This window comes from Blautia sp. CGZ-1-C1 (genome assembly GCF_056504575.1).
Genome location: NZ_JBWLUT010000130.1, coordinates 70,001 through 95,866, shown reverse-complemented (window position 1 = coordinate 95,866; position 25,866 = coordinate 70,001). Strand labels below are relative to the sequence as shown.

General features: G+C 42.4%; 18 protein-coding genes. 15 read left to right on the top strand and 3 right to left on the bottom strand.

Features of this window, described 5'->3' with window-relative positions:
* Positions 1–245: 245 nt before the first annotated feature.
* From AC058W_RS12605 to AC058W_RS12545, 13 genes are all read left to right on the top strand, one after another.
* A complete protein-coding gene (locus AC058W_RS12605; protein WP_479390134.1) occupies positions 246–2,066 on the top strand; it encodes a polysaccharide deacetylase family protein in 1,821 nt (606 codons plus the stop codon).
* Between the two features lie 69 nt (positions 2,067–2,135).
* Entirely contained in the window at positions 2,136–3,569 is a 1,434-nt protein-coding gene (locus AC058W_RS12600) for a polysaccharide deacetylase family protein (RefSeq protein WP_118420096.1), read from the top strand.
* Between the two features lie 18 nt (positions 3,570–3,587).
* A complete protein-coding gene (tig, locus tag AC058W_RS12595; protein ID WP_117846234.1) occupies positions 3,588–4,901 on the top strand; it encodes a trigger factor in 1,314 nt (437 codons plus the stop codon).
* A 350-nt stretch (positions 4,902–5,251) separates the two neighbouring features.
* Positions 5,252–6,562, top strand: a complete 1,311-nt coding sequence (locus AC058W_RS12590) for a polysaccharide deacetylase family protein (RefSeq protein ID WP_243010105.1) — start codon at positions 5,252–5,254, stop codon at positions 6,560–6,562.
* A gap of 366 nt (positions 6,563–6,928) precedes the next feature.
* On the top strand, positions 6,929–8,812 hold the full coding sequence (glgB, locus tag AC058W_RS12585; RefSeq protein WP_118420093.1) for a 1,4-alpha-glucan branching protein GlgB: 1,884 nt from the start codon (positions 6,929–6,931) through the stop codon (positions 8,810–8,812).
* Between the two features lie 239 nt (positions 8,813–9,051).
* On the top strand, positions 9,052–9,285 hold the full coding sequence (locus AC058W_RS12580) for a polya polymerase (protein WP_117677213.1): 234 nt from the start codon (positions 9,052–9,054) through the stop codon (positions 9,283–9,285).
* A gap of 292 nt (positions 9,286–9,577) precedes the next feature.
* Complete coding sequence (locus AC058W_RS12575) at positions 9,578–10,843, top strand: CobW family GTP-binding protein (RefSeq protein ID WP_118247977.1); 1,266 nt, start codon at positions 9,578–9,580, stop codon at positions 10,841–10,843.
* A 94-nt stretch (positions 10,844–10,937) separates the two neighbouring features.
* The gene (locus AC058W_RS12570) at positions 10,938–11,888 is read left to right on the top strand and encodes a TIGR03943 family putative permease subunit (RefSeq protein ID WP_117677211.1); all 951 of its coding nucleotides are present in this window, start codon (positions 10,938–10,940) and stop codon (positions 11,886–11,888) included.
* 11 nt (positions 11,889–11,899) lie between these two features.
* Positions 11,900–12,481 (top strand): aminoacyl-tRNA hydrolase, encoded by a 582-nt coding sequence (pth, locus tag AC058W_RS12565; protein WP_117677210.1) that lies wholly within the window; start codon positions 11,900–11,902, stop codon positions 12,479–12,481.
* Positions 12,482–12,748: 267 nt separating this feature from the next.
* Complete coding sequence (gene mfd, locus AC058W_RS12560) at positions 12,749–16,072, top strand: transcription-repair coupling factor (protein ID WP_479390133.1); 3,324 nt, start codon at positions 12,749–12,751, stop codon at positions 16,070–16,072.
* 300 nt (positions 16,073–16,372) lie between these two features.
* Entirely contained in the window at positions 16,373–17,686 is a 1,314-nt protein-coding gene (locus AC058W_RS12555; protein ID WP_182438295.1) for an IS30 family transposase, read from the top strand.
* 276 nt (positions 17,687–17,962) lie between these two features.
* A complete protein-coding gene (locus AC058W_RS12550) occupies positions 17,963–19,291 on the top strand; it encodes a nuclease/transposase family protein (protein WP_479390132.1) in 1,329 nt (442 codons plus the stop codon).
* Between the two features lie 278 nt (positions 19,292–19,569).
* The gene (locus AC058W_RS12545; protein ID WP_479390131.1) at positions 19,570–20,874 is read left to right on the top strand and encodes a peptidylprolyl isomerase; all 1,305 of its coding nucleotides are present in this window, start codon (positions 19,570–19,572) and stop codon (positions 20,872–20,874) included.
* Positions 20,875–21,096: 222 nt separating this feature from the next.
* Here AC058W_RS12545 and AC058W_RS12540 read toward each other — a convergent pair whose 3' ends face one another.
* The 3 genes from AC058W_RS12540 to AC058W_RS12530 form a co-directional block, all read right to left on the bottom strand.
* Positions 21,097–22,158, bottom strand: coding sequence for a GGDEF domain-containing protein (locus tag AC058W_RS12540; protein ID WP_178761068.1), 1,062 nt, complete (start codon positions 22,156–22,158; stop codon positions 21,097–21,099).
* Between the two features lie 62 nt (positions 22,159–22,220).
* Positions 22,221–23,021 carry an HAD family hydrolase gene (locus AC058W_RS12535; RefSeq protein WP_117677207.1) on the bottom strand — a complete coding sequence of 267 codons (801 nt, stop codon included), beginning with the start codon at positions 23,019–23,021 and terminating at the stop codon, positions 22,221–22,223.
* Complete coding sequence (locus tag AC058W_RS12530; RefSeq protein WP_243098546.1) at positions 23,011–24,255, bottom strand: DUF4317 family protein; 1,245 nt, start codon at positions 24,253–24,255, stop codon at positions 23,011–23,013. Before AC058W_RS12530 ends, AC058W_RS12535 begins: the two co-directional genes overlap by 11 nt.
* 173 nt (positions 24,256–24,428) lie before the next feature.
* Here AC058W_RS12530 and AC058W_RS12525 point away from each other — a divergent pair, with 173 nt between their 5' ends.
* Positions 24,429–24,947 carry a nitroreductase family protein gene (locus AC058W_RS12525; protein WP_117846239.1) on the top strand — a complete coding sequence of 173 codons (519 nt, stop codon included), beginning with the start codon at positions 24,429–24,431 and terminating at the stop codon, positions 24,945–24,947.
* Positions 24,948–25,010: 63 nt separating this feature from the next.
* On the top strand, positions 25,011–25,430 hold the full coding sequence (locus AC058W_RS12520; RefSeq protein WP_479390130.1) for an acylphosphatase: 420 nt from the start codon (positions 25,011–25,013) through the stop codon (positions 25,428–25,430).
* Positions 25,431–25,866: the final 436 nt, after the last annotated feature.

The window sequence follows — 25,866 nt, the reverse complement described above, 5'->3', positions numbered from 1 at the left end:
GCAATTATTAAAAAAGAATTCTTGGGATTTTGGCAGGTGTATATAAAAATATTTTGCGAGAAAGTGTAGTACGAATAGTAACTGGAAATTTGTATTATTATACGTTATAATTGTAGTAAAAACATTTTTACAGGATGGAAAGCCTGTGTGTGGTTATAATATGGTTATCCAGATAACAATAAAAGTACTGAACAAAAGGTAACTGTTCACCAATTACTTATTCAGAGGATAAAAAGGAGGAAAGTATGAGCAAATTAAAGCCTGACTCTGAAAATACAGAGGAGAGACTTTCAGATAAGGAAGAAGTAACTAAAAATGAAACGGCTGCAAATACGGCAGATAAGAATGCAGTAGATACAAATATGGCAGATGCCAATACAAATGCAGAAGATACAAAGGCAACAGATACAAATACAGAAGATACAAATGCAGATAGTGCTTTGCAGGAATCAGAAACAGAGAAACAGGCACAGACTTCAGAGACAGAAGTACAGGATAAGTCATCTGAGGAGGAAGAACCTCCGGCTGCAAGTGAGGATGAGGATTTCTTCTATGACGACAATAAAGCATATGAGGCCCGAAGAGCAGCCAGACTGGAACGGCGCAATAAACTTCGCCGCAGAAAAAAGAGAGTGCGTATTGCCGGTGGAATCGTAGTAGTGGCAGCGGTAGCAATCGGAATCGGCGTGGGATTTTACGGGGAAGAATTGCAGACATTTTTCAGCGAGCAGCAGACAAAGATCACTCAGATGGCAAAGTCATTTGGTACAAGGAAAGAAAAGACTGCCCAGACAACTGCAGAAGCAGAGGGAGAAGCGGAAGCTGAAAATACAGCAACACCTGAGGCAACGCCGGAAGGAGAGAGTCTGAGCAAAGAAGATAAAGCTCTTTACAGACAGGCAAAATATGCGGCAAATCAGTATGACTATGATAAGGCTATTGCTTTGCTTCAGGGCAGTGACACTTATCAGACAAGTGAGAAATTCCAGCATGCGGTCAAGGTTTACCAGAAGAAGAAAGATTCCTGTGTTTCCTGGCCGTTAGATCAGGTGACACATGTTTTCTATCATACACTGATCAAAGATACCAGCAAGGCATTTGACGGGGATTATAAAACAGGGGATTATGACCAGGTTATGACAACGATTGATGAATTTAATCAGATCACGCAGAGTATGTATGATAAGGGATATGTTATGGTCAGCATTTATGATATGGCGACAGCAGATGAGAATGGAAACATGAATATGGGAGAAATTCTGCTTCCGCCAGGTAAAGTGCCGTTTGTCCTTTCGCAGGATGATGTATGTTATTATCATTATATGGACGGGGACGGATTTGCCACGAAACTTATTGTGGATGATGAAGGCAAGGTCCGTAATGAATATGTAGAAGATGATGGCAGTATTTCTGTAGGAGATTACGATATGGTTCCTCTGATTGACCGTTTCGTGGAAGAACATCCGGATTTCTCATACAGAGGAGCAAAAGGAATTGTAGCGCTTACAGGATACAATGGAATTCTTGGTTATCGTACAGACAGCAGTTATGAAACCCGTCCGGATGATTTGGATGCAGATAAAGTGAAATGGCTTGATGAACATCCGGATTTTGATCTGAATACAGAGAGGGAAGGCGCTGCCAAAGTTGCGCAGGCCATGAAAGATGAAGGATGGCTGTTTGCGAGTCATACCTGGGGCCATCAGAATGTAAGTCAGGTAAGTCTGGAGAGATTACAGGCAGATACACAGAAATTTAAAGAGAATGTTGATCCGCTGATCGGTGGAACAGATATTATTATTTTTGCATTTGGTGCAGATCTTACCAGTGTAGAAGATTATTCAGGGGAGAAATTTGAATATCTTAAGGGCCAGGGGTATAACTATTATTGCAATGTGGATTCCAGTCAGTACTTCGTACAGATCCGTAGCAACTATTTCCGCCAGGGAAGGAGAAATCTGGATGGATACAGAATGTACTATAATCCGGAACTTCTTTCAGATCTGTTTGATGCACAGGCAGTGTTTGATTCTTCCAGACCGGTGCCGGTCCCGACTATGGGATGAGAATAATAAAGGGGACGAACAGTGTTCGCTGACAGAATAAAGGAGACGCATAATTGAAAGGGGCAGAATATGAGAAAAAAAGCAGCATGTGTGATGGCAGCAGTTTTATGCGTATCACTGGGATTTAGCGGGTGCGGAATCCTTCCGTTTGAACAGGATATTCCGTTCCTGAATTCCAAAGCTGGAAGTACAGAAACAGAGAAGGGAACAGTACAGACAGATGGTAGTCAGGATGCTGATACAGAACAGAATACTGATACAACAGAGAATGAGCAGCAGGATACCAGCCTGAATGAGGGAGAGCAGGCTGAAACACAGGAATCTCCGCTGGAGCAGGCTTCACTTATGGCAACACAGTACAATTATGATGGAGCCATAGAACTTCTAAAAAGTCAGCCGGATTATGATAGTAATACAGATATGCAGAATGCGGTGGCTGATTATGAGAACACGAAAGCTACCTGCACAGAATATCCGCTCGAACAAATCACACATGTGTTTTTCCATACACTGATTAAGGACACCTCGAAAGCTTTTGACGGAGAGTCGGATTCTGACGGATATAATCAGTATATGACAACAATTGATGAATTTAATAAGATCATACAGAGTATGTATGATAAAGGTTATGTAATGGTCAGCCCCCATGATATGGCAGTTGTAAATGAAGATGGAACAATGTCCAGAGGCAGTATTATGCTGCCACCGGGAAAGATTCCGTTTGTTTTATCACAGGATGATGTAAGTTACTATCACTATATGGATGGAGATGGGTTTGCGTCAAAACTTGTTGTGGATTCCAATGGTGAAGTTAAGAATGAATATATAGAGGACGACGGAAGTATTTCCACAGGAGACTACGATATGGTTCCGTTGATCGATACCTTTGTAAAAGAACATCCGGACTTTTCTTATCATGGAAGGAAAGGTATCCTGGCGATGACAGGTTATAATGGCGTTCTTGGCTATCGTACGGACATTGCATATAAAACAGGAAAGAAACTCCAGGATGACCAGAAGAAGTTTCTGGAGGAGAACCCGGATTTTGATTATAAGCAGGAAGTAAAGAATGCAAAGAAGGTAGCGAAGGCTATGAAAGCAGAGGGCTGGGAGTTTGCCAGCCATACCTGGGGACATAAGGATGTTGGAGCTACTTCGCTGGATGATTTAAAGAGAGATGATAAAAAGTGGCAGAAATATGTCGCTCCGATTCTTGGGAAAACAGATATGATCATCTTTGCATTTGGAGCAGATATCGGAAGCTGGGAAGGATATTCTGCTGATAATGAGAAATATGAATTTTATAAGAGTCAGGGATACCGTTATTTCTGTAATGTAGATTCCAGCCAGTATTTCGTACAGATTACAGGTGATTATTTCCGTCAGGGAAGAAGAAATCTGGATGGATACAGAATGTACTATAATCCTGAAATGCTCAGTGATCTTTTTGACGTATCAGAGGTATGGGATTCATCAAGACCGACTCCGGTACCGGGAATGTAGAAGGGAGTATTATTTATTATGAAGAAAAAAATATATCTTGCCATGTTTGCGGCCTGTTTTGCACTAACTGCATCCGCATGTGGTGATGGTGCGGCTGTTATTACAGACAATACAAAAACAGAAAAGTCTGCCGATAATAAAAAAGCAGAAGTGGGAACAACCAGGCTTGTGTCGGTTGAGAATGTAGATAAATATATTACGATTGGAGAATATAAAGGACTGACTCTGGATAATACAGTGGATGCAATCACAGATGATGATGTGCAGGCACAGATTGACCAGGATCTGCAGGATAAAGCAGAACCTGTATCTGACAGTGCCAAAGAAGGTGATCTGGTAACTGTGAACTATGTGGGAACTAAGAATGGACAGACTTTTGATGGCGGGACTGCCAATAATTATGATTTTGTGATTGGTCAGGGGCAGATGTTTGATGAGTTTGAGAATGGCGTAATCGGAATGAAGAAAGGCGAAACAAAGGAAATCAAGATTGATTTTCCGTCAGATTACGCAGATGAAACTCTGGCAGGTCAGGAAGTTGTATATAAAGTCACTGTACAGAATGTGCGCCGCGCAGGTGAACTTACCGATGAGTGGGTAGCAAAGAATACAGATTATACGACTGTGGATGAATATCGGGAAAGCGTTCGCAGCCAGCTGGAGGAAGAAGCGAAGAATTCAGCACAGGAAGTTCTTAAAAATACTGCATGGAGTACAGTACTTGAGAATTCGGAAGTGAAAGAGTATCCGCAGGAGGATGTGGATTCTGCAATTTCTGAGTTTAAGAGCAGTATGGAAGTTTATGCAAAACAAGCGGATATGACTTTAGAGGAATTCATAGACAGCCAGGGGATTTCCCAGGATGATTTTGACGAGCAGTGTCAGCAGTATGCAGAAGGTAAAGTGAAACAGAATCTGATTGTACAGGGAATCATGGATGCGGAAGGGCTGTCTCTTGATGATAAAGAGAGCCTTCAGCTGCAGGAGGAACTGGTGGAACAGATGGGTGCCGGTGATATCGCAGAATTGGTTGGAACATACGGGCAGACTTATGTAGACGAATCAATTGGTCTTCTCAGAGTAGAGGATTTTATTATAAAGAATGCAAGCGTTAGTGATAAAGTCGCGAATGGCGATGTGATCGCGGATGATGCAGAAGCAGCTGCAAAAAATTCAGACTCAGACAGTGAACAGGATATGACGGATACAGAAGATACGAATACTTCAGATGACGCGGGAAATTCAGATGACAGCGATAGCAGCACAAATCAGAGTGGTTCTGATGTTGACGTAAATCTGGAAGAGGAACTGGGGACAGAAGAAGTGGAATAATTGTTACCGGGTTACTGTTCACACACCACTATTCCGCGAGGTGTTTTGGCATGAATATGCCAAAATCCCGAGACATACAAGCCAAAATTCCATTGCCGCAGGCAATCTGGAATGAATTTTGGCAACGTTACTGCGAACGGAGCGAACAGTAACGTTACCGGGCACGGAGTGAACGTTAACGAATAATTGGCATTGTATTTGCCGGGTAAATGAGTTATGATTGAAGTTACAAAAAGAATGACAGTAACTTATGAAGCTATTCAGCAGTTGCAGATAAACGTTCTTGGCTAAATTAATGTAAATAGAAACGGGGAAAGGAAACAATGGATAAGCGGGTTTTGCGCGAGAGGATGCGCAGAAAAAAACGCCAGATGATGATTCGTCATTATACGAAGATCGGACTTTCCGTGCTTGGTCTGATTCTGGCTATTGTATTTGTGGTGAGAGGAATCATTATTCCAATCGCTCATCATGTAGCCGGAGGCGGAAGCAGTAATCAGACTGTGCAGGCCCAGGCAGATACGGAAGAGGTTCAGGCTAATTCTGATGCGGCTGTGAGACAGCCACTGAAGGGTAAATCAGATACGGATAAGATCTCCACGATGACAGCAGGCTGGCATGAAGATACTAACGGAAAGTGGTATCAGAATGCAGATGGTACATATTTTGCAAATGGATTTCAGGATATTGACGGTGTGACATATTCATTTGATGAAAACGGATATATTCAGACTGGATGGGTGACAAAGGGCGTAAAAGATTACTACTTTAATGATGATGGATCTTATGATCCGAGTCAGGTACGGCCGATGCTGGCATTGACCTTTGATGATGGTCCGGGACAGTATACAGATGAGCTTCTGGATTGCCTGGAGGCGAATAATGCACATGCAACATTCTTTATGCTTGGACAGAATGTAAGTGCATATCCGGATGCACCGAAACGTATGCTGGAACTTGGCTGTGAGATCGGAAGTCATTCCTGGGATCATACACAGCTGACTACGATTGACCTTGATTCAGTTGCCAAACAGTTTTCTGATACGGATGATGCACTGACTCAGGCCTGTGGACAGGCAGCGACAGTAGCACGTGCACCGTACGGAGATGGAAATACAGATATTTATAATACAGTAAATAAACCATTCTTTATGTGGTCTTTGGATACGGAAGACTGGAAGCTGATGGATGCGGATGCGGATTATAATGCAGTAATGAACGGAGATCTTACAGATGGAACAATTATCCTGATGCATGATATCCATGAGCCGTCTGTACAGGCTGCCATAAGACTGATTCCGGATCTTATTGCAAGAGGATATAAACTTGTGACGGTAAGTGAGATGGCAGAAGCTAAGAATGTAACATTACAGAATGCATGTTATGTTGATTTCTGGCCGAGTACACTCAGCAACGGTGGTGTTCCCGGATATCAGGGCGGAGCAGATGCAGCAGCTTCTACGGATTCCACAGATGGTACAACTGATTCATCAGATTCTTCTGACGGAAACTCAGATTATTCTGATGGAAGTGAGGATGGAAGTACAGATGACAGCAGTTCAGATGGAAACTATGACGACGGAAGCGGCGATTACAGCGATGATTCTTCGGAAGATTACAGTGACGATTCTGTGGATTACGGAGATGACTCTGAATATTAAAGGACAATAAAAAGTAATAAAAAGAGCAAAGAAATGCGAAAGACAGCGTTTCTTTGCTTTTTGTGTTTTTTACAAAAATAACACAAAAAACGCATGAAAATTGTTAAATATACACATATTTTTAATTGACGTAGCGAATGGGGGTTGGTATAATAAAGCTTATAGAATGACTAAGAGTCAGTTCATAGCCCTGCCGGGCCGGATCGCATTGCAGCAGTAAGGAAGATGTTGTCTGGAACGATCCACCGCAGGCTGAGAATCCTGCTTTGCAGGGTTCTTCTTGTGTTATTGTTTATGTTGCAGTGAGCAATAATATTTTCATATCCGTGAAAAGATAGAAACATGAATATTAAGGGAGGACTCCAGATGGGCGAGAGTATGAAATTTACGGATTTAGACCAGTATTTGTTTGGACAGGGAACCAATTACGAAGTATATAAGAAATTGGGCGCTCATCCTACTACATATCGAAGAAAAAAAGGCGTATATTTTGCGGTCTGGGCACCAAATGCCCAGTCAGTATCTGTAATTGGTGAATTTAATGACTGGGATGAAGAGGCCAGTCCGATGAAGAAGGTAGGACCGATCGGTGTCTATGAAGTGTTTGTTCCGGGAGCCAAGATTGGACAGTTATATAAATTCTTTATCGTAGGAGCACATGGAGAGAAGCTTTATAAAGCTGATCCGTATGCAAATGCGGCTGAGAAGCGTCCGGGAACGGCATCCAGGATTGTAGACATTACAGATTATAAATGGAAAGATGCCACATGGATCAAGAACAGAGAGAAGTTTGACGAGACAGTACAGCCGATGGCAATCTATGAAGTTCATCCGGGTTCCTGGATGAAACATCCGTGGACAGAGGAGAATGAAGAAGGATTCTATAATTATCGGGAACTTGCACATTCTCTGACTGCATATGTAAAAGAGATGGGTTATACTCATGTAGAATTAATGGGAATCGCCGAGCATCCGTTTGATGGTTCCTGGGGATATCAGGTAACCGGATATTATGCACCGACTTCCAGATACGGAACACCGCAGGATTTCAAATATATGATCGATTATTTCCACCAGAATAAGATCGGCGTTATTCTTGACTGGGTACCTGCACATTTCCCGAAAGATGCCCATGGTCTGGTGAATTTTGACGGAACTGCAGTATATGAGCATGCAGATCCGAGACAGGGAGAACATCCTGACTGGGGAACTAAGATTTACAATTATGGCCGCCCGGAGGTTAAGAACTTCCTGATCGCAAATGCTCTTTACTGGATTGAAGAGTGTCATGTAGACGGACTTCGTGTGGATGCGGTTGCCTCTATGCTTTACCTTGACTATGGTAAGAAAGACGGAGAATGGGTTGCGAATAAATACGGAGGAAACAAGAACCTGGAAGCGATTGAATTCTTTAAACATCTGAATACCGTTGTTCTCGGCAGAAATCATGGAACAGTGATGATCGCTGAGGAATCGACAGCATGGCCGATGGTTACAGGAGATGCTGAGAAAGACGGACTTGGATTCAGCCTGAAATGGAACATGGGATGGATGAATGACTTTCTGGAATATATGAAACTGGATCCATATTTCCGTAAATTCAATCATAATAAGATGACATTCTCCATGACTTATGCATACAGTGAGAGATATGTACTGGTTCTTTCTCATGATGAAGTGGTTCATCTGAAATGCTCCATGCTTGAGAAGATGCCGGGCGAACTGCCGGATAAATTCAAGAATTTAAAGGCGGCATATTCCTTTATGACCTGTCATCCGGGTAAGAAGCTCCTTTTCATGGGACAGGAATTCGGACAGCTTCGTGAGTGGAGTGAGGAGAGAGAACTTGACTGGTTCCTGCTGAATGAGGAACCTCATAAAGATCTGCAGAATTATGTACATGATCTTCTTACTATTTATAAGAAATATCCGGCGCTCTATGCGGCTGATAATGATCCGGAAGGCTTTGAGTGGATCAATGCCAATGACGGAGACAGAAGTATTTTCAGCTTTGTAAGAAAATCGCCGACGAAGAGAAATAATATTCTGTATGTAGTTAACTTTACACCGGTTGACCGTCCGGATTACAGAGTTGGTGTTCCGAAGAAGAAACAGTATAAGCTGATCATGGATGAGAACGGACTGACAGAGCCAAAGATATTCAAGGCTGTGAAACAGGAATGCGATGACAGACAGTTCTCATTTGCATATCCGCTGCCAGCTTATGGAGTTGCAATTTTTGTATATTAAGGTTATTGCTCAGACACCATTATCCTACGGGATATGTTGCTAAGAGCGGAGTGAACAATAACATATTAAGTTTTGACCGGAACAGGACTTGCGTTATTTAGCGATATTATAACTAAGCGTATGGAATACCTGGAAAATTCGTGCAAAATCAATAATTGCTTTTTGTATATAACTGCGTTATAATTAGCGCGAAAACAAGGAATAGAGAGAAAAGTTTACATGTTGAAAGGAGAATGAACATGAAAGTATCTAACATTAAAGATATTGAGAAGTTTTTTGAGGTAGTTGACAGCTGCGAAGGAAGAGTAGAATTAGTAACAGGCGAAGGTGACAGACTGAACCTTAAATCCAAATTATCCCAGTATGTGTCTCTGGCAAACATTTTCTCAGGCGGAGAGATTCCGGAACTTGAGATCGTTGCATACGAGAAAGAAGATATTGATAAATTAATGAGCTTTATGATCAACGGTTGATCATTAAAATACGAGAGGGGACATGATATTGGATCATGTCCCCTTCTTTGCGTGGGACAGGCTTGAATATGGAAGAAAGCTTGTGTATAATAAATGCGTTACGGACAAATATATAAGTAGATGGGATATAAGCGAATATGCCAAAATTCCGAGACATACAAGGTAAAACTCCATCGCCAAAGGCGATTTTTAACCGTAACTGTGGAGGTACTGAACAGTTACAATTATTTCATATCTGCTTACAAGATAAATTTGTAAAAAAACATAAAAATAGAAAAGGAGAAACAAAACGATGGCAACTAAGATTGATATTATCTCCGGTTTCCTTGGAGCCGGTAAAACTACATTAATCAAGAAGCTTCTGAAAGAGGCTTATGCAGATGAGCAGGTCGTACTGATTGAGAATGAATTCGGTGAGATCGGTATCGACGGTGGGTTCCTGAAAGAAGCAGGAATCCAGATCCGTGAAATGAATTCCGGATGTATCTGCTGTTCTCTGGTTGGAGACTTCGGAACTTCTCTGAAAGAAGTTGTTGATAAATATCATCCGGACAGAATCCTGATTGAGCCGTCAGGTGTTGGTAAACTGTCAGATGTTATCAAAGCGGTACAGGGTGTTCAGGGAGATGTAGATATCGTACTGAACAGCTACACAACTGTAGTAGATGCAAAGAAATGCAAAATGTACATGAGAAACTTTGGTGAGTTCTTTAACAATCAGGTTGAATATGCCGGCGCAATCATTATGAGCCGTACAGACATTATTGATGAGAAGAAAGCACAGCAGGCAATGGAACTTCTTCGTGGAATCAATGCAAAAGCAGCAATTATCACTACTCCGATCGAGAAACTGGATGGAAAGAAAATCCTTGAGGTTATGGAGAAACCGGTATCTCTTGAAGAAGAACTGATGGCAGAAGAAGAGGTATGCCCGGAATGCGGACATGTACATGAGCATGGCGAACACCATCATCACGACCATGATGATGAATGTGGCTGCGGACATGACCACGACGAGCATGAACATCATCACCATGATCACGATGATGAATGTGGCTGCGGACATGACCACGACGAGCATGAACATCATCACCATGATCACGATGATGAATGCGGCTGCGGACATGACCACGACGAGCATGAACATCATCACCATGATCACGATGATGAATGCGGCTGCGGACATGACCATCACGACCATGATCATCATCATGACCACAATGATGAATGTGGCTGTGGACATGATCACCACCATGATCATCACCATCATCATGCAGATGAAGTATTTACAAGCTGGGGACGCGAGACAATTAAGAAGTATACAAGAGAAGGACTTGAGAAAATGCTCGAAGCTCTTTCTGCTTCTGAAGATTACGGTATCATCCTTCGTGCAAAAGGAATGCTTCCGGCAGAAGATGGAACATGGATCTACTTTGATATGGTTCCGGAAGAAACAGAGATTCGTGAGGGAGCACCGGAATATACGGGCCGTCTCTGCGTGATTGGTTCTAAATTGAAAGAAGATAAACTTGCAGAGTTATTTGGCCTTGCAGAATAAAAAACAATTACCGCGTCCGGTAATAAAAAAAGTTACGGCTTACAGATAAACCGTAGCGCAGTGACAAAATAATCAGGATAAAGGAAATAGAATTATGGATGATATCAGAGTTCCCATTTATTTGGTAACAGGATTTCTGGAGAGTGGAAAGACAACTTTCCTGGATTTTACATTACAGCAGGACTATTTCGCCATTGATGGAAAGACACTGCTGATTCTTTGCGAAGAAGGCGAAGAAGAATATGATATGGATAAACTGAAACTTACAAACACAGTTATAGAAGTGATCGAGGATGAAGAAGATCTGACTCCTCAGCGTCTGGCTGCGATGGATATCATCCATCAGCCGGAACGTGTTGTGATCGAATACAATGGAATGTGGCTTGTAAGTAAATTCGAGCAGATGGAGCTTCCGGACGGCTGGGGTATTGAGCAGGAGATTACCTGCGTAGATGCGACAACTTATCAGGTTTATATGGCAAATATGAAGTCTCTGTTCATGGATATGGTGAGAAATACAGATATGGTTGTATTTAACCGTTGTAAAGAGGGAGATCCGCTTCCTGCATACAGACGTGGAATTAAGGTCGCAAATCAGAGTGCAGAGGTTATTTTTGAGGATGAAGAAGGTGAAATGGACGACATTTTCCAGGATGAGATGCCGTTTGATATTGATGCACCTGTCATTGAGATCCAGCCGGAAGATTACGGAATCTGGTTTGTAGATGCAATGGATAACCCGGAGAAATATGTGGGTAAAACTGTACGCTTTAAAGGTCGTGTTATGAAACCTCGTGGAATGGGAAGCAAATTCTTTGTTCCGGGACGTGTTGCAATGACTTGCTGTGCAGATGATACTACATTTCTTGGATATGTGTGCAGAAGTGATAATGCATCTCATATCAAAGAAGGAAGCTGGGTAGAGGTAACTGCAAAGGTTGCTTTTGAAAACCGTACAGAATATCAGGGCGAAGGCATTGTGCTTTATGCAAGTGATGCAAAAGAATGCGAACCTCTGAAAGACGAAATGGTATATTTTAATTAGGAGACGCGCATATGTATTTAGTAGTGGGACTGGGAAATCCCGGGAGAGAGTATGAAGCAACACGGCACAATATGGGATTTGACACCATTGATCATCTGGTAGAGGACTACAATGTTCCGCAGGGCGGCGTGAAATTTAATGCCATGTACGGAAAAACGATGATTGGCGGAGAAAAGGTTATTCTTATGAAACCTCTTTCTTTTATGAACCTGAGTGGCGGACCTGTCCGCGAGATGGCGAATTATTTCAAAATTGATCCGGAGACAGAACTGATTGTTATTTATGATGATATTGATCTGGAACCGGGACAGCTTCGCATCCGTAAGCAGGGAAGTGCAGGTGGACACAATGGAATTAAGGATATTATCCGTCAGCTTGGCACAGAGAAGTTTCTGCGCATTAAAGTAGGTGTAGGAGCTAAGCCAAAGGGATGGGATCTTGCAGATCATGTACTTGGCAGATTTTCCACAGAAGACAGAAAACTTGTGGATGAAGCAATAGAAAAAGCGGCAAAGGCTGTGGATATCATGATCTCACAGGGCGTAGATGCGGCGATGAACGAATATAACAGAAAAGTACCTGCACAGAAGTAAGAAGCGGCAAAGTGGTAAGTGGCACATGCTGGCTGCTTTTAATGGAAGAAAAGGAAGAAAAGCGGTGACTGTTAATGATGCTACAGCAGGAAAACAGGTGCCGCTTTTATCTTGCCACAGTGTTCTGGAACTTTTGACGTAATATTTTTAACCGAATCAAGTAAGTCCCCTGCTTCAATTGCGAGAAGCAAAAAGCAGTGGGTGGGACTTACGAATAGCAATGAATGGCAGAAAGATTTATTTATCGGAGACATATAAGAGGTGAATATGAAAGCATTTATGGCACCTCTGCAGGGACTTGCAGAGTTTGAACAGATTAAAGAAAAAAGTAAAACAAATAAGGGGATTCTGCAGGTTTCGGGATGTATGGAATCGCAGAAATCCCATCTGATGTACGGTCTTTCCGAGACTGCGTCATATCGTCTGATCCTGGCAGAAGATGAACGCCGGGCCAGAGAAATCTATGAAGATTACCGGTTTTATGATAAGAAAATATATTCCTATCCGGCAAAGGATCTTCTATTCTTTCAGGCAGATATTCATGGAAATCTGCTGATCCGGCAGAGAATGAAAGTAATCCGGGCATTGCTGGAGGAAAAGGAACTTACAGTTGTCACAAGCATTGACGGATGCATGGATTTCCTGGAACCGCTGGAAAAAATAAAAAGCCAGCTGATTCATTATGAAAATGACAGTACGATAGACATGGATCAGTTGAAAAATAAACTGGTGGATCTGGGATATGAGCGTGTAGGTCAGGTGGAAATGCCGGGACAGTTTTCTATTCGCGGTGGTATTGTGGATATCTATTGCCTCACAGAGGAAAATCCATGGAGAATCGAACTGTGGGGGGATGAGATCGATTCTATACGAAGTTTTGACGCTGAGAGCCAGAGATCCCTCGAGAATCTGGAGGAGATTACGATTTATCCGGCAGTAGAACATATCGGGGAATCTGATATGGTTTCTTTCCTGGATTATTTTCCAAAGGAGAAATCGGTTATTTTTCTGGATGAACCGAATCGACTGACGGAGAAAGGTGAAGCAGTAGAAGAGGAATATCGCCAGAGCCGTATGCACCGCGAGGAAAAAGGCAGCCAGAATCTGCCGGACAACTGGCTTTGTTCTTTTGAAGAACTTCAGAAAGAATTAAATAAGAGAAACTGTATTTCTGTCTGTGCGCTGGAACCGAAGCAGGCGGGCTGGAAGGTCCGGGAGAAATTTTATCTGGAAGTAAAATCAGTCAGTTCGTATAACAGTAGCTTTGAACTTCTGGTAAAGGATCTTCACCAGTATAAGAAACAGGGATACAAGATCGCATTGCTCTCCGGTTCCCGTACCAGAGCTGAACGACTGGCGAAGGATCTCCAGGAAGAAGGACTGGCTGCTTTTTACGGGCAGGATTATGACAGGGAGATTCTGCCGGGTGAGATCATGGTGGTTTATGGTCATGCGAAAAAAGGCTTTGAATATCCACTGATCAAATTTGCGGTGATGACAGAGTCGGATATTTTTGGTCAGGAACAGAAGAAGAGAAAGAAGAAAAAGAATTATAACGGAAAGCGTATCCAGGATTTTGCAGAGCTTTCTATCGGGGATTTTGTGGTTCATGAGAAGCATGGGCTTGGTATTTATCGCGGAATTGAGAAAGTGGAAGTGGACAGGATCGTTAAGGATTATATTAAGATTGAATATCGTGGCGGCAGCAATCTTTATATTCTGGCAACTCAGTTAGACTGTCTTCAGAAATACTCGGGCGGTGATACGGCAAAAACTCCGAAACTGAATAAGCTTGGAACGCAGGAATGGAATAAGACGAAAAGCAAGGTCCGGGGAGCTGTCAAAAATATTGCGAAAGAGCTGGTAGAGCTCTACGCGGTACGTCAGGAAAAGGAAGGCTATGTCTGTGGTCCTGATACGGTATGGCAGAGGGAGTTCGAGGAAATGTTTCCATATGAGGAGACAGAAGATCAGCTTAGCGCCATTGAAGATGCCAAGCGGGATATGGAGAGCACGAAAATCATGGACCGTCTGATCTGCGGTGATGTAGGTTATGGTAAAACAGAGGTTGCTCTGCGCGCCGCATTTAAGGAAGTGCAGGAGAGCAGACAGGTGGCGTATCTTGCCCCGACAACTATTCTTGCACAGCAGATATACAACACCTTTGTACAGCGAATGAAAGAGTTCCCGGTACGAGTGGAACTTCTCTGTCGTTTCCGTACGCCGGCGCAGCAGAAGAAAGCGATTGAAGACCTGAAAAAGGGACAGGTAGATGTAATTATCGGAACACATAGAGTCTTGTCGAAGGATGTACAGTTTAAGAACCTTGGACTTCTGATCATCGATGAGGAACAGCGTTTCGGGGTTGCGCATAAAGAGAAAATCAAGCAGCTGAAAAAGGATGTAGATGTGCTGACTTTGACAGCAACGCCGATTCCGCGTACTTTGCATATGAGCCTCATTGGAATTCGTGATATGAGTGTCCTTGAGGAACCGCCGATGGACAGAATGCCGATTCAGACCTATGTTATGGAGTATGATGAGGAGACAGTCCGGGAGGCGATCAACAGAGAACTGCGCAGGGGCGGACAGGTCTATTATGTCTATAATCGTGTTACGGATATTGCGGATGTTGCCCTGCGCATAGCGAAACTTGTGCCGGATGCGAGGGTGGATTTTGCACATGGACAGATGAGCGAGAGAGAACTTGAGAATGTCATGTATGCGTTTGTAAATGGTGATATTGATGTACTGGTTTCGACTACGATCATTGAAACAGGGCTGGATATTTCCAATGTAAATACCATGATCATCCATGATTCCGACAGATACGGACTTTCCCAGCTTTATCAGCTTCGCGGAAGAATCGGTCGATCTAACAGAACGGCGTATGCATTCCTGATGTACAGGCAGAACGTGATGCTGAAGGAGACTGCGGAGAAGCGTCTGGCGGCTATTCGTGAATATACGGATCTGGGAAGTGGATTTAAAATTGCCATGAGAGATCTGGAACTTCGAGGCGCGGGAAATCTGCTGGGTGCACAGCAGCATGGACATATGAATGCGGTGGGATATGATCTCTATTGCAAGATGCTCAGCGAGGCAGTCAAAGAGGCAAAAGGAATCCATACAATGGAAGATTTTGAGACATCGATTGACCTCAATATCGATGCATTTATTCCGGATTCCTATATCAGCAATGAATTCCAGAAACTTGATATTTATAAACGAATCGCTGGAATCGAAACGCAGCAGGACTATGATGATATGTTAGAGGAACTTCTGGATCGTTTTGGTGAACCTGGAAAGGCAGTGCTGAATCTCCTTGCTATCGCGAAGTTAAAAGCTATCGCACATCAGGGCTATGTGACAGAAATTAAGCAGACTGGAAAATCAGTGCGCATTACACTTTATGAAAAAGCAAAGCTGAATCCGGAAGGGATTCCGCTTCTCATGCAGAAATACAGAAGAAGCTTGCAGTTTAAGAATGAGCAGGAACCGAAATTTATCCTGGAACCTCAGGGCAGTCTGATTCCTGCGCTGACGGAATTTGCAGAAGAACTTAAGAATATGGCTGAAGAGTGTGTTTGAATGACCGCGCGTCGCATTCTCGTTACTTCAGTGATGAGTTAGATGAGTTAGACGCGCAATTTTTTTGTTAAAAAAAGAACGTATGTTTACAGAATAAGATATCTATAGTACAATTTGTTCATAGCACAAAATAAAACTTAAATGAAAAACTAAATTCCGGTTTTGGACCAAATGCAAGAGTAAATTCCATATAGGTCGAAGTTACTTTTGCATACATATTTGCCATATTGTCTTTGATAAGCATTACTCCGTATAATGTACTTGCAGCTGATTGCCTGCCTGTGCAGATTGGAGATAATTATGAAGAATAAAGGCAATCAGAAACATTTAACATTTGAACAGCGTGTTGATATCGAGAAAGGTCTTACTGAGAATAAAAGCTTCGCTGAAATTGGACGAATTATTGGTAAAAATCCATCTACCATATCAAAGGAAGTACGTCTCCACGCACATACAAAAGAACGTCCGGATTCAGGTTACACTCATCCGCCATGTATTCATCGCAAGAACTGTAAGATGACATGCTTGTGTGATAAGATGTGTGGCATTCATTGTAAGCTTTGCAGAAAACCATCCTTTCGCTGCACTGATATATGTCCCGCATATGAGACAGCTGAATGTGAGAAACTGAATAAACCACCCTACGTATGTAATGGCTGTGGTAAAAAGACCCATTGTCTTATGCCCAGAAGGTTTTATTCATCCAAATATGCCCATGATGAGTACCGTAGCGTGCTAGTCGATTGCAGAGCCGGCATTAACCAGACTCCGGAAAGCATTCAATCCATGAATGATTTATTGGTTCCATTGATCAAGGAGAAACATCAGTCCATCGGTCATATTTATGCTACTCATGCAGAAGAATTGGGTTGCTCCAGAAGAACACTTTACTCCTACATCAATGATTGTGTATTCGATGTCCGCAATGGTGACTTAAGGCGTTCTGTACGTTATAAGAAACGCAAGAAACCTACACAGACCAGTGCAAAAGATCGTTCTTATCGTCAAGGTCATAACTACGAAGATTTCCAGAATTATATGAAAGATCATCCAGATATAAATGTTGTGGAAATGGACTGCGTGGAAGGAAAGAAAGGCGAAAGCCGTGCCCTCTTGACCTTTACATTCCGCAACTGCAATCTTATGCTTATGTTCCTGTTGGAATATCAAGACCAGGAATGCGTGTTAGAGGTCTTTGTATGGCTTGAAACAGTGCTGGGGCAGGATGCATTCAAAAAGCTTTTTCCGGTGATTCTCACGGATGGAGGTTCAGAATTCTCAGCTCGTGAAGAGATGGAGGAATTCTGTGACGGAAGTAAAAGCACGACTGTCTTTTACTGTGATCCGTATAGCTTTTGGCAAAAAGGTGCCTGCGAAAAGAACCACGAGTATATCCGCTACATCCGTCCGAAAGGGAGTTCATTCGCTGATTTAAATGACGAGAAAGTCAGACTTATGATGAATCACATAAACAACGAAAAAAGAGACAGTCTTAATGGACATAGCCCATATGAACTCTCTCTTTTACTCTTGGACAACAAACTGCACAAAGCATTAGGATTAAAGGCAATCGCACCTGATGATGTTATGCTTAGTCCAAAACTTATAAAATAAAATAGTAAAGCACAGGCAGATTTCACTGCACCAGAATTTAGTCTTGCACATAAGGCATGTGGAATTTAGTCTTGCACACTATTTTCAGATGCCCGGTTAGTATGCATAAAAACATAAATCATGGGTGCTTACAGGTTCATTATAAGGCAAAAAAATGGAATTGTTAAGGTGCATTACAGAATTTAATCCCGCATATTTACTGAGATAATCCACAGCTGGAATTTAGTTTTTCATTTAAGTAGCACAAAATAAAAAAACAGTTCAGAGGAGAAGAAAATGCAGACGGTATCCAGTTATGGTGTGGAAATACGAAAACAGAATATCCCAATCCGCCAGACACTGGAAATCTATCGTCAGGCGGTCAGCTATCTGACGGAAATCTATGAACAGGTGTGGGCAGAACTGAAAATGATCCCGGAAGCAAAAAAACGCTTTAATGTAGCAGAACATCTGATTCACACAACGAAAAAGAACCATGCCCACTTTGATTTTGACATCCGTTTTCCGAAGATGCCTTCTTATCTCAGGAGAGCTGCCATCCAGCATGCACTGGGAAGTGTATCGTCCTATGAAAGCCGGATGGAACAGTGGGAGGCAGCGGGAGAACTCTCTGGGAAACCGAATTTTACCTGTGAAAACCATGCCATGCCGGTCTTTTACCGGGATGTGATGTACCGCGAAGGGACAGAGGGAAAAGATGAGGCATACCTGAAACTGTATGACGGGCATGACTGGAGATGGTTCCGTGTGTGTTTAAGCCATACGGATATGGAATACCTGCGCAGGAACTGGTATGGGAAAAAGGCATCTGCGCCGGCACTGGAGAAAAGACACCATAAATATTTCCTGCGTTTTTCTTATACAGAAGAAGTGACGCTTACTCAGACACCTGTTAAAGGGCAGATCATCTGCAGTGTGGATCTGGGAATCAATACGGATGCAGTCTGTACCATCATGCGGGCAGACGGAACTGTCCTGGGGAGAAAGTTTATTGACTTCCCCAGTGAAAAAGACCGTATGTACCGCACACTGGGACGAATCCGGAGATTCCAGAGGGAACATGGATCTGCGCAGGCAGGAGAAAGGTGGGCATACACCAGACGCCTGAATATAGAATTAAGCAGAAAGATCGCAGGGGCAGTTGCAGAATATGCATGGGAAAATCATGCGGATGTGATCGTGTTTGAGTATCTGGAAATGAACGGAAAGATATCGGGAAGTAAGAGGCAGAAACTGCAGCTTTGGAGAAAACGGGATATCCAGAAACGGTGTGAACATCAGGCACACAGGAAAGGGATGCGCATATCCAGAATCTGTGCATGGAATACGAGCAGGCTTGCGTATGATGGATCAGGGATAGTCCTGCGTGACTGGAGAAATCACAGCCTCTGTGCATTTCAGACGGGAAAAAGATATAACTGTGACTTGTCAGCTTCTTATAATATCGGGGCCAGATATTTTATCCGTGAACTTTTAAAACCCCTTCCGGCAACGGAAAGGTCTTTGCTGGAGGCAAAAGTCCCTGCAGTAAAGCGTAGAACCTCATGTGTTTATGCAGATCTAAGGGAACTCAGTTCTGAGATGGGACTCTTAATGGCTGCATAGATGCAGGCAGATATACAGCGGACTACCTGTAATGTGGGGACCTGCCATATCTGGCATGGGAAAAAGCGCATATCTGCGCAAACCTAAGTTACAGGCGTATCCGCCGATATTTAGTCTGACGCCTAAAGCGTCTGGAAGCACGTGACTTCAGTCATGTGAGGATATAATTCACGATCGTGATAAATATGTGAAATATAGCACTTATTTTTTAATTTACCTTGCCCTCAGCAGGAAAAAAGTTTATACTCTAGTAATAGCACAGTCTGGAAAAGTGGGACATGAAGAAAGACCAGACTGATAATATGGAGGAAGAAATGAAAGAAATGGCAAAGAGAACAGCCGTAGTAGCACTGGCAGGTGTGATGTCAGTTGGTATGCTTACAGGCTGCGGAAGTAAAACATTAGATGGAACAAAAACAGTGGCTACAGTAGACGGGACAGATATTCCGCTTGGAGTTGTCAGCCTTTATGCGCGTGAACAGCAGCAGCGGACAACCGCCATGTATATGTCTTATATGGGAAGCGCGGATAATATCTGGGATCAGACAGCAGATGAAGATTCTGGAGAGACATATGGTGATCAGGCAGTGACAAGCAGTCTGGAATCCATTGAGAAAATGTATATTCTGAAAGAGAAAGCATCTGATTACAATGTAGAACTTACAGATGAAGATGAAACAGCAATCGCAGATGCTGCATCACAGTTTATGGCTGCAAACAGCGAAGAGACAATCAAAGAACTCGCTGTAACAGAGGATCAGGTAAAAACATTACTGGAGCTTCAGACAATCCAGAAAAAGATGTATGACCCGATTGTTGCAGAGGGAAATATCACAGTTTCTGATGATGAGGCAAATCAGACAACCTTTACTTATGTAAGTATCTCTACAAGTGGTGATGATGTAACAGACGAAGATAAAGAAACTAAGAAAGAACAGGCTCAGGAGATTCTTGATAAAATGAAAGAAGATTCGACAGCTGATATGAGCGAAGTTGCTCAGGGAGTAGATGAGAGTTACTCAGCAGTACAGGGTAATTTTACAACTAAAGAAAGCGAAGATGAGGATGAAGACTCCAGCGGGGCAGCATATCCGGACGAAGTTATTAGTGTTTTACGTGGGCTGAAAGACGGAGAGGTTGCAGATGATATTATTGAGACTGATACAGGATATTATGTAGTAAGACTTGATAAGATTAATGATGAGGATGCAACAGCATCCAAGAGAGAATCTCTTCAGAATTCCAAAGAGAGCACATATTACACAGAGACAACAAATCAGTGGCTGGATGATGCGGATGTAAAAGTAGTAAAGAAAGTTCTTAAGACACTTAAGATTACAGATAAACATACTTTTACAGCTCCAACTTCGACACCTACTCCATCACCAGAAGCAACACCAGAAGTAACGGAAGAAGCAACACCAACACCGGAGGCTGATGTGAAAGAGGAAGCTGAAGCAACTGAGACACCGGCAGCAGAAGATACAGAAGCAGTAGAAGATACAGAGGCAACTGTAACACCAACAGAAGAAGCTGAAGCTACAGAAACACCAGAAGCAACACCGACAGAAGCTGCGGAATAAGACAGGAAAATTATATTGCTGTATCGCAGAGAATTGTGGTAATGAATAATAAACATAAGGTAACATAATAAAAGCAGCTATATGGAAAACAAAAAACGTTTCTCATATAGCTGCTTTTGCATTGCCAGAATAATATTTTCTGATGAATTGCGCAAAAACCTCGAATCAGGAATACCCTTGTGGATGCCATAAAATGCAATGGTACCGGAAAGTTCTGCAATATCAGGAAATTACGGTATCGCGCCCATGTGTTTTTCCGTAATAAAGCTTATCATCCGCATGTTTGATTAATTCTGAAATATTTGACTGATAGTCGTTTTCTTCTACACCGAAAGTCATAGTTACGTGAACTGTAATATCTTTATAGGTTATGATACATTTGCTGACTGCTATATTAATTTCATTCATGATTGTACTTGCATTGTCAAGATTCATTCCCGGAAAGAAGAAGAGAAATTCTTCGCCGCCCCATCTGCAGACGTGTCCTGAACCAAGCGTTTTTTCTTTAAAAAGTTCTGCGAGAGATTTTAGAACCTGATCGCCGCAATTATGACCATAAGTATCATTGATTTTTTTGAAAAAATCGATATCGCCAATGGCAATGCTGAAATTTTCATAAGGATTAGCTTTAATGTGATTTTCCAGAACCTCTTCCATACGGCGTCTGTTATACAGAGTAGTAAGAGGATCGGTTCCGGCCTGTTGTCTTAATTCAATGTTATACAGCATGAGATGCTTCTCTGCTTTCTGAAGATTATCGCTGAATGTCAGACAGATCACACCCGTGATCACAAATGATAAAATAGTATTTAAAACTTGTACAATCAGCATATGTGCTTCTGTAAGGACGTATATTGGCGGATAATTCTGACAATGAAAAAATAGTGCCATTCTCAGTATGAATAAAAAAACTGCAAATGCAATTTTGTTAAAGGTTGTATCATACAGGGAAAACATTGAAATTAACATTAGCGGCAGGATAAAGCTGGTACCGCCAACATTCCATCCATAATAATAGATGAAATAAGAAATCCATCCTGTGGAAATGATAACATAAAATAAAAAGTTCCATCGTATAAAGATACGATTCATGTAATGTCTTGCAAGAAGACATGCAGCCAGCCACCCCGCGACAGGAAGAACATTAACCGGATATCCAAAACATGTGATACAGACTATAAATAGCAGAAAGTATACAATGTAGATGTTATAAGATCTTGTTAATGCAAGAGAAAAATACAAAGGTGTAGTTTCGGCATCAAATTCATGATTAAATATACTCATATTGATTCTCCTGAGCATATAGAAATAACATATTCAAAAATGTTATTTCTATATGCTTTATATTAAATAAGGAGGAAATGCTTTAATGCATTAGCGATGCCATTATCCTCGATATTGGTTGTCTGGTAAGTGCAATGAGGAAGAATCAAAGGATCTGAATCACCCATTGCAATGCTGTTTCCGGCAAACTGAAGCATAGGAAGATCATTTGTGCTGTCGCCAAAAGCAAAGGTATCTTTGATTGATACTCCCAGGCGGTCAGCCAGAAACTGGATCCCTGTTGCCTTGCTGCAATTTTTCTGAGTTAATTCCCAGGCTTTATCATCATGGATAAAACACAGAAAATGTTCATCAACAAATTTGCGGAAGGTATCCGTATCAGAGTCTGCGGCAGGAAATGCCAGAAACTTGTCAAATGTAAAACTATGGTAGATTTCGGAAGTGTAGAGAGATAAATCTTCTACTTCAACTTCTGTTTTCAGATTCTGGATAGCACCAGGAAGAGAACAGGATCCGTTATCATATAAAATTTTGTCCGGACGCTCAAAAAATGCGGGGATCTTGCAATTTCTTAGTATTTCTATTATTTCACGACAGAGTGAATTGGGAATTGAACTGGAAAATAAAAGTTCTCCATTCATATAAATCTGGCTGCCACATCCACAGACATATCCGTCAAAGCCAATCTTCCGGATTATTTCAGGAATCATGGCATAAGTACGTCCGGAGTTGACAAAAAGCAGGTGTCCATTATCGTGGGCTTTTTTTAAAGCAATTCTTGCACTGGCCGGAACAGCCCATGGATAAGGGGTAAGTAAAGTCTTATCAATGTCAAAAAATAATAGTTTACGATTATTCTGCATCAGATGCCTCCTCTATTGTGTCACTGAATTCATCGTTTGCTTTAATATGGCTTCCGTTGCTGAAATCTTCGCTAAATTTTTCGCTGAATTCCTCGTTCGAAGAATCTTCACTTCCTGTATGTACGCGAATGCCATTAAGTTCGACTTCACCTTCCATTGGAATTACAAGACATTTTCGTCCATCAATCACGCGTGTCTCAACGAGATCGGCACGTTCAGGGTCTACGTGAACGACAACATCAGGAGTCTTAATCTCGAATCTTCGTGTATTGGTAATATTAGAAGCAACCAGAGAGGATTTTTCTCCGGCAGTAATTTCATACTGCTCGTCAAAAGACTGTAACTTCTCATCTTCTACGCCACATTCTTCGAAAAGACGTTTCACTTCGGATTTAGTCAGAACTACAGGCTCCGGTTCATCTTTCTGAGCTTCAATCAGGTCGTTTAATTTCTCGTGAATATTTAATACCGTATCATAGCTGCAGTCCTCACCAAGTGTATCTTCGACCAGTGCATTGAAAGAGTCACGCTGTCCACCGGCGGAGAGAGGGGCATTGCATCCAAGGAGTTCATCAATAAAAATATCTCTGAGTTCATTTACGTTCTTACTATAATAAAGAACTCCATGAATATCCGTACTGCGGTCATTAAACTGCGGGAAAAGAAAAGCAACATCCGGAAGTTCTACGATCCAGTCGCGGATGCGGTCCTGAATGCTGTTGGTCTCCGCGTTATAGCAAAGTCCTGCTTTGGAAAGTTTCACCGGGCAGATGCAACACATAATGTGTTCGTAAATTTCATCTGAGGCATCAAACATTTCGGAACCATCGGAGGATTTTCCGGGAATGTCATATACTCCATGAATCAGGATAATGTAATAATTCTCCGGATAATCATAGTTTTCGATGATTTTATCGTAAAAACTCTCGACCAGTGCATCGTCTGTAAGTTTGCTTTCTCTCAGTTTCATAAGGAAATGCTGAGTTCCGCCTTCGGATTCCTGTTCAAGAGGAAATTCCATGTTCATCAGGTTCTTCCCAATTGTTCCGGAAAGGGATTTGCGGAAGATATCAAAATATTTGAACATTTCTTCTTCGGAGAGGGAGAGAAATGCTTCTTTTAATTCGGTTTTTTTGTTCTTTTCTCCGTCAACATAGCATCCGCAAATGCGGGTGATAGAGCAGTTCTCTGGTGTGAACTGCTTCTTGATTTCGGAAATTTCTTTTTTGTTCATATAAGTTACACCTCGTAATAGTATACTTTCCATTATAGACTAGATAGGGACTGGGGGCAAGGATGATTTGTCTGTGAAAGTGTGAAATTATAGATGAGTTTTGACAAAGGTGGTGGTATAATATAGGAAAATTTGTTGCTGTTTACTATGTGAAAATACAGGAGGATACTGACATGAATGAAACAATGAAAAATCTTTTAGAACGCAGAAGTGTACGTGGATATAAGAAAGATCTTGTGCCGGAAGAGGTATTAAATGAGATTCTTGAAGCTGGTGAGTATGCGCCGAGTGGAATGGGACAGCAGGGAACTCTTATGGTAGTGACTCAGAATCCGGAGCTTGTTGCGAAGCTTTCTAAAATGAATGCGGATGTAATGGGGGCAAAGAGCGATCCGTTTTATGGAGCATCGACTGTTATTGTGGTTTTTGCTGACAGTGAGCAGGGCACTTGTGTGGAAAATGGAAGTCTTGTTATGGGAAATCTGATGAATGCGGCTCATGCAGTTGGTGTGGATTCCTGCTGGATTCATCGTGCGAGAGAAGTGTTTGCGTCTGAAAAGGGTAAAGCGCTGAAAGCTGAGTGGGGTGTGCCGGAGTCTTATATTGGTATTGGCCATTGTGTACTTGGTTATCGTTCTGGAGAGTATCCGGAAGCTAAGGCGAGAAAAGATGGATTTGTGATCAGAGTTTGATTGTGAAAAACAGGGAGTAGGGGTGTATATGTGTAGAGCGACTGATGAGATGAGGATGACTGAGTGAGTATATTTGGTAATAGAAAGAAAAAGAAGTATAGAACTTTTCTTCAGGATTCTGAGACGGGTGAGGATGATACCAGGGAGTATGAGAAGGGCCGGGGAGTCTGGGGGGAGAATAATTTGCAGGAGGGACATGGGTCGGAGATGAGTGAGAATCTGATCAGGAAGCATTATTGGTTTTCGGGGAGAGTGCAGGGGGTCGGGTTTCGGTACCGGGCGTGTTATATTGCGAGTTCTCTGGGAGTGACCGGATGGGTGAGGAATAACTGGGATGAGCGTGTCGAGATGGAGGCGCAGGGGACCAGGGAGGATCTTGCCAGGATGGTGGAGATGTTGTATAGGCAGAGTTTTATTGGGATTGAGGGGGTTGAGGAGAAGGTTGTGCCGGTTGAGGTGGAGAGTGGATTTTATGCTCGTTAACCGCTGATTAAGGGACGCCAAGTCCGTCAGATCATTCCTGTCGGCTCGGTTTCGGGGGATAAGGGACGCCAAGTCCGCCAGATCATTCCTGTCGGCTCGGTTTCGGGACTTAAGAAAAGCTAAGCCCCGGGAAATCCGCTAAAAGCATTCGCAGATAACTCAAACTCGCTGCGCTCAGACAGTGAGTGATCTGCTCATAACGCGGATTTCCCGGGGCTAAGTTTTTCTAAAGTCCCTGCAAATGTCGCTCGACAGGAATGATCTGGCGGGCTTGGCTGGCTGTTGGTAGTGGAAAAGTGGCGGTGGGAAGTTGTTCATTAATAGATTGGTTTTCTTATAGGTAAAAGGGAATAGGTGGGTGGATAAGATAAATGGAAAGGGGAAAATAAAAAAAGTTTGTCAAATTATGAAATTAACTGTTGACATTGTGATCTTT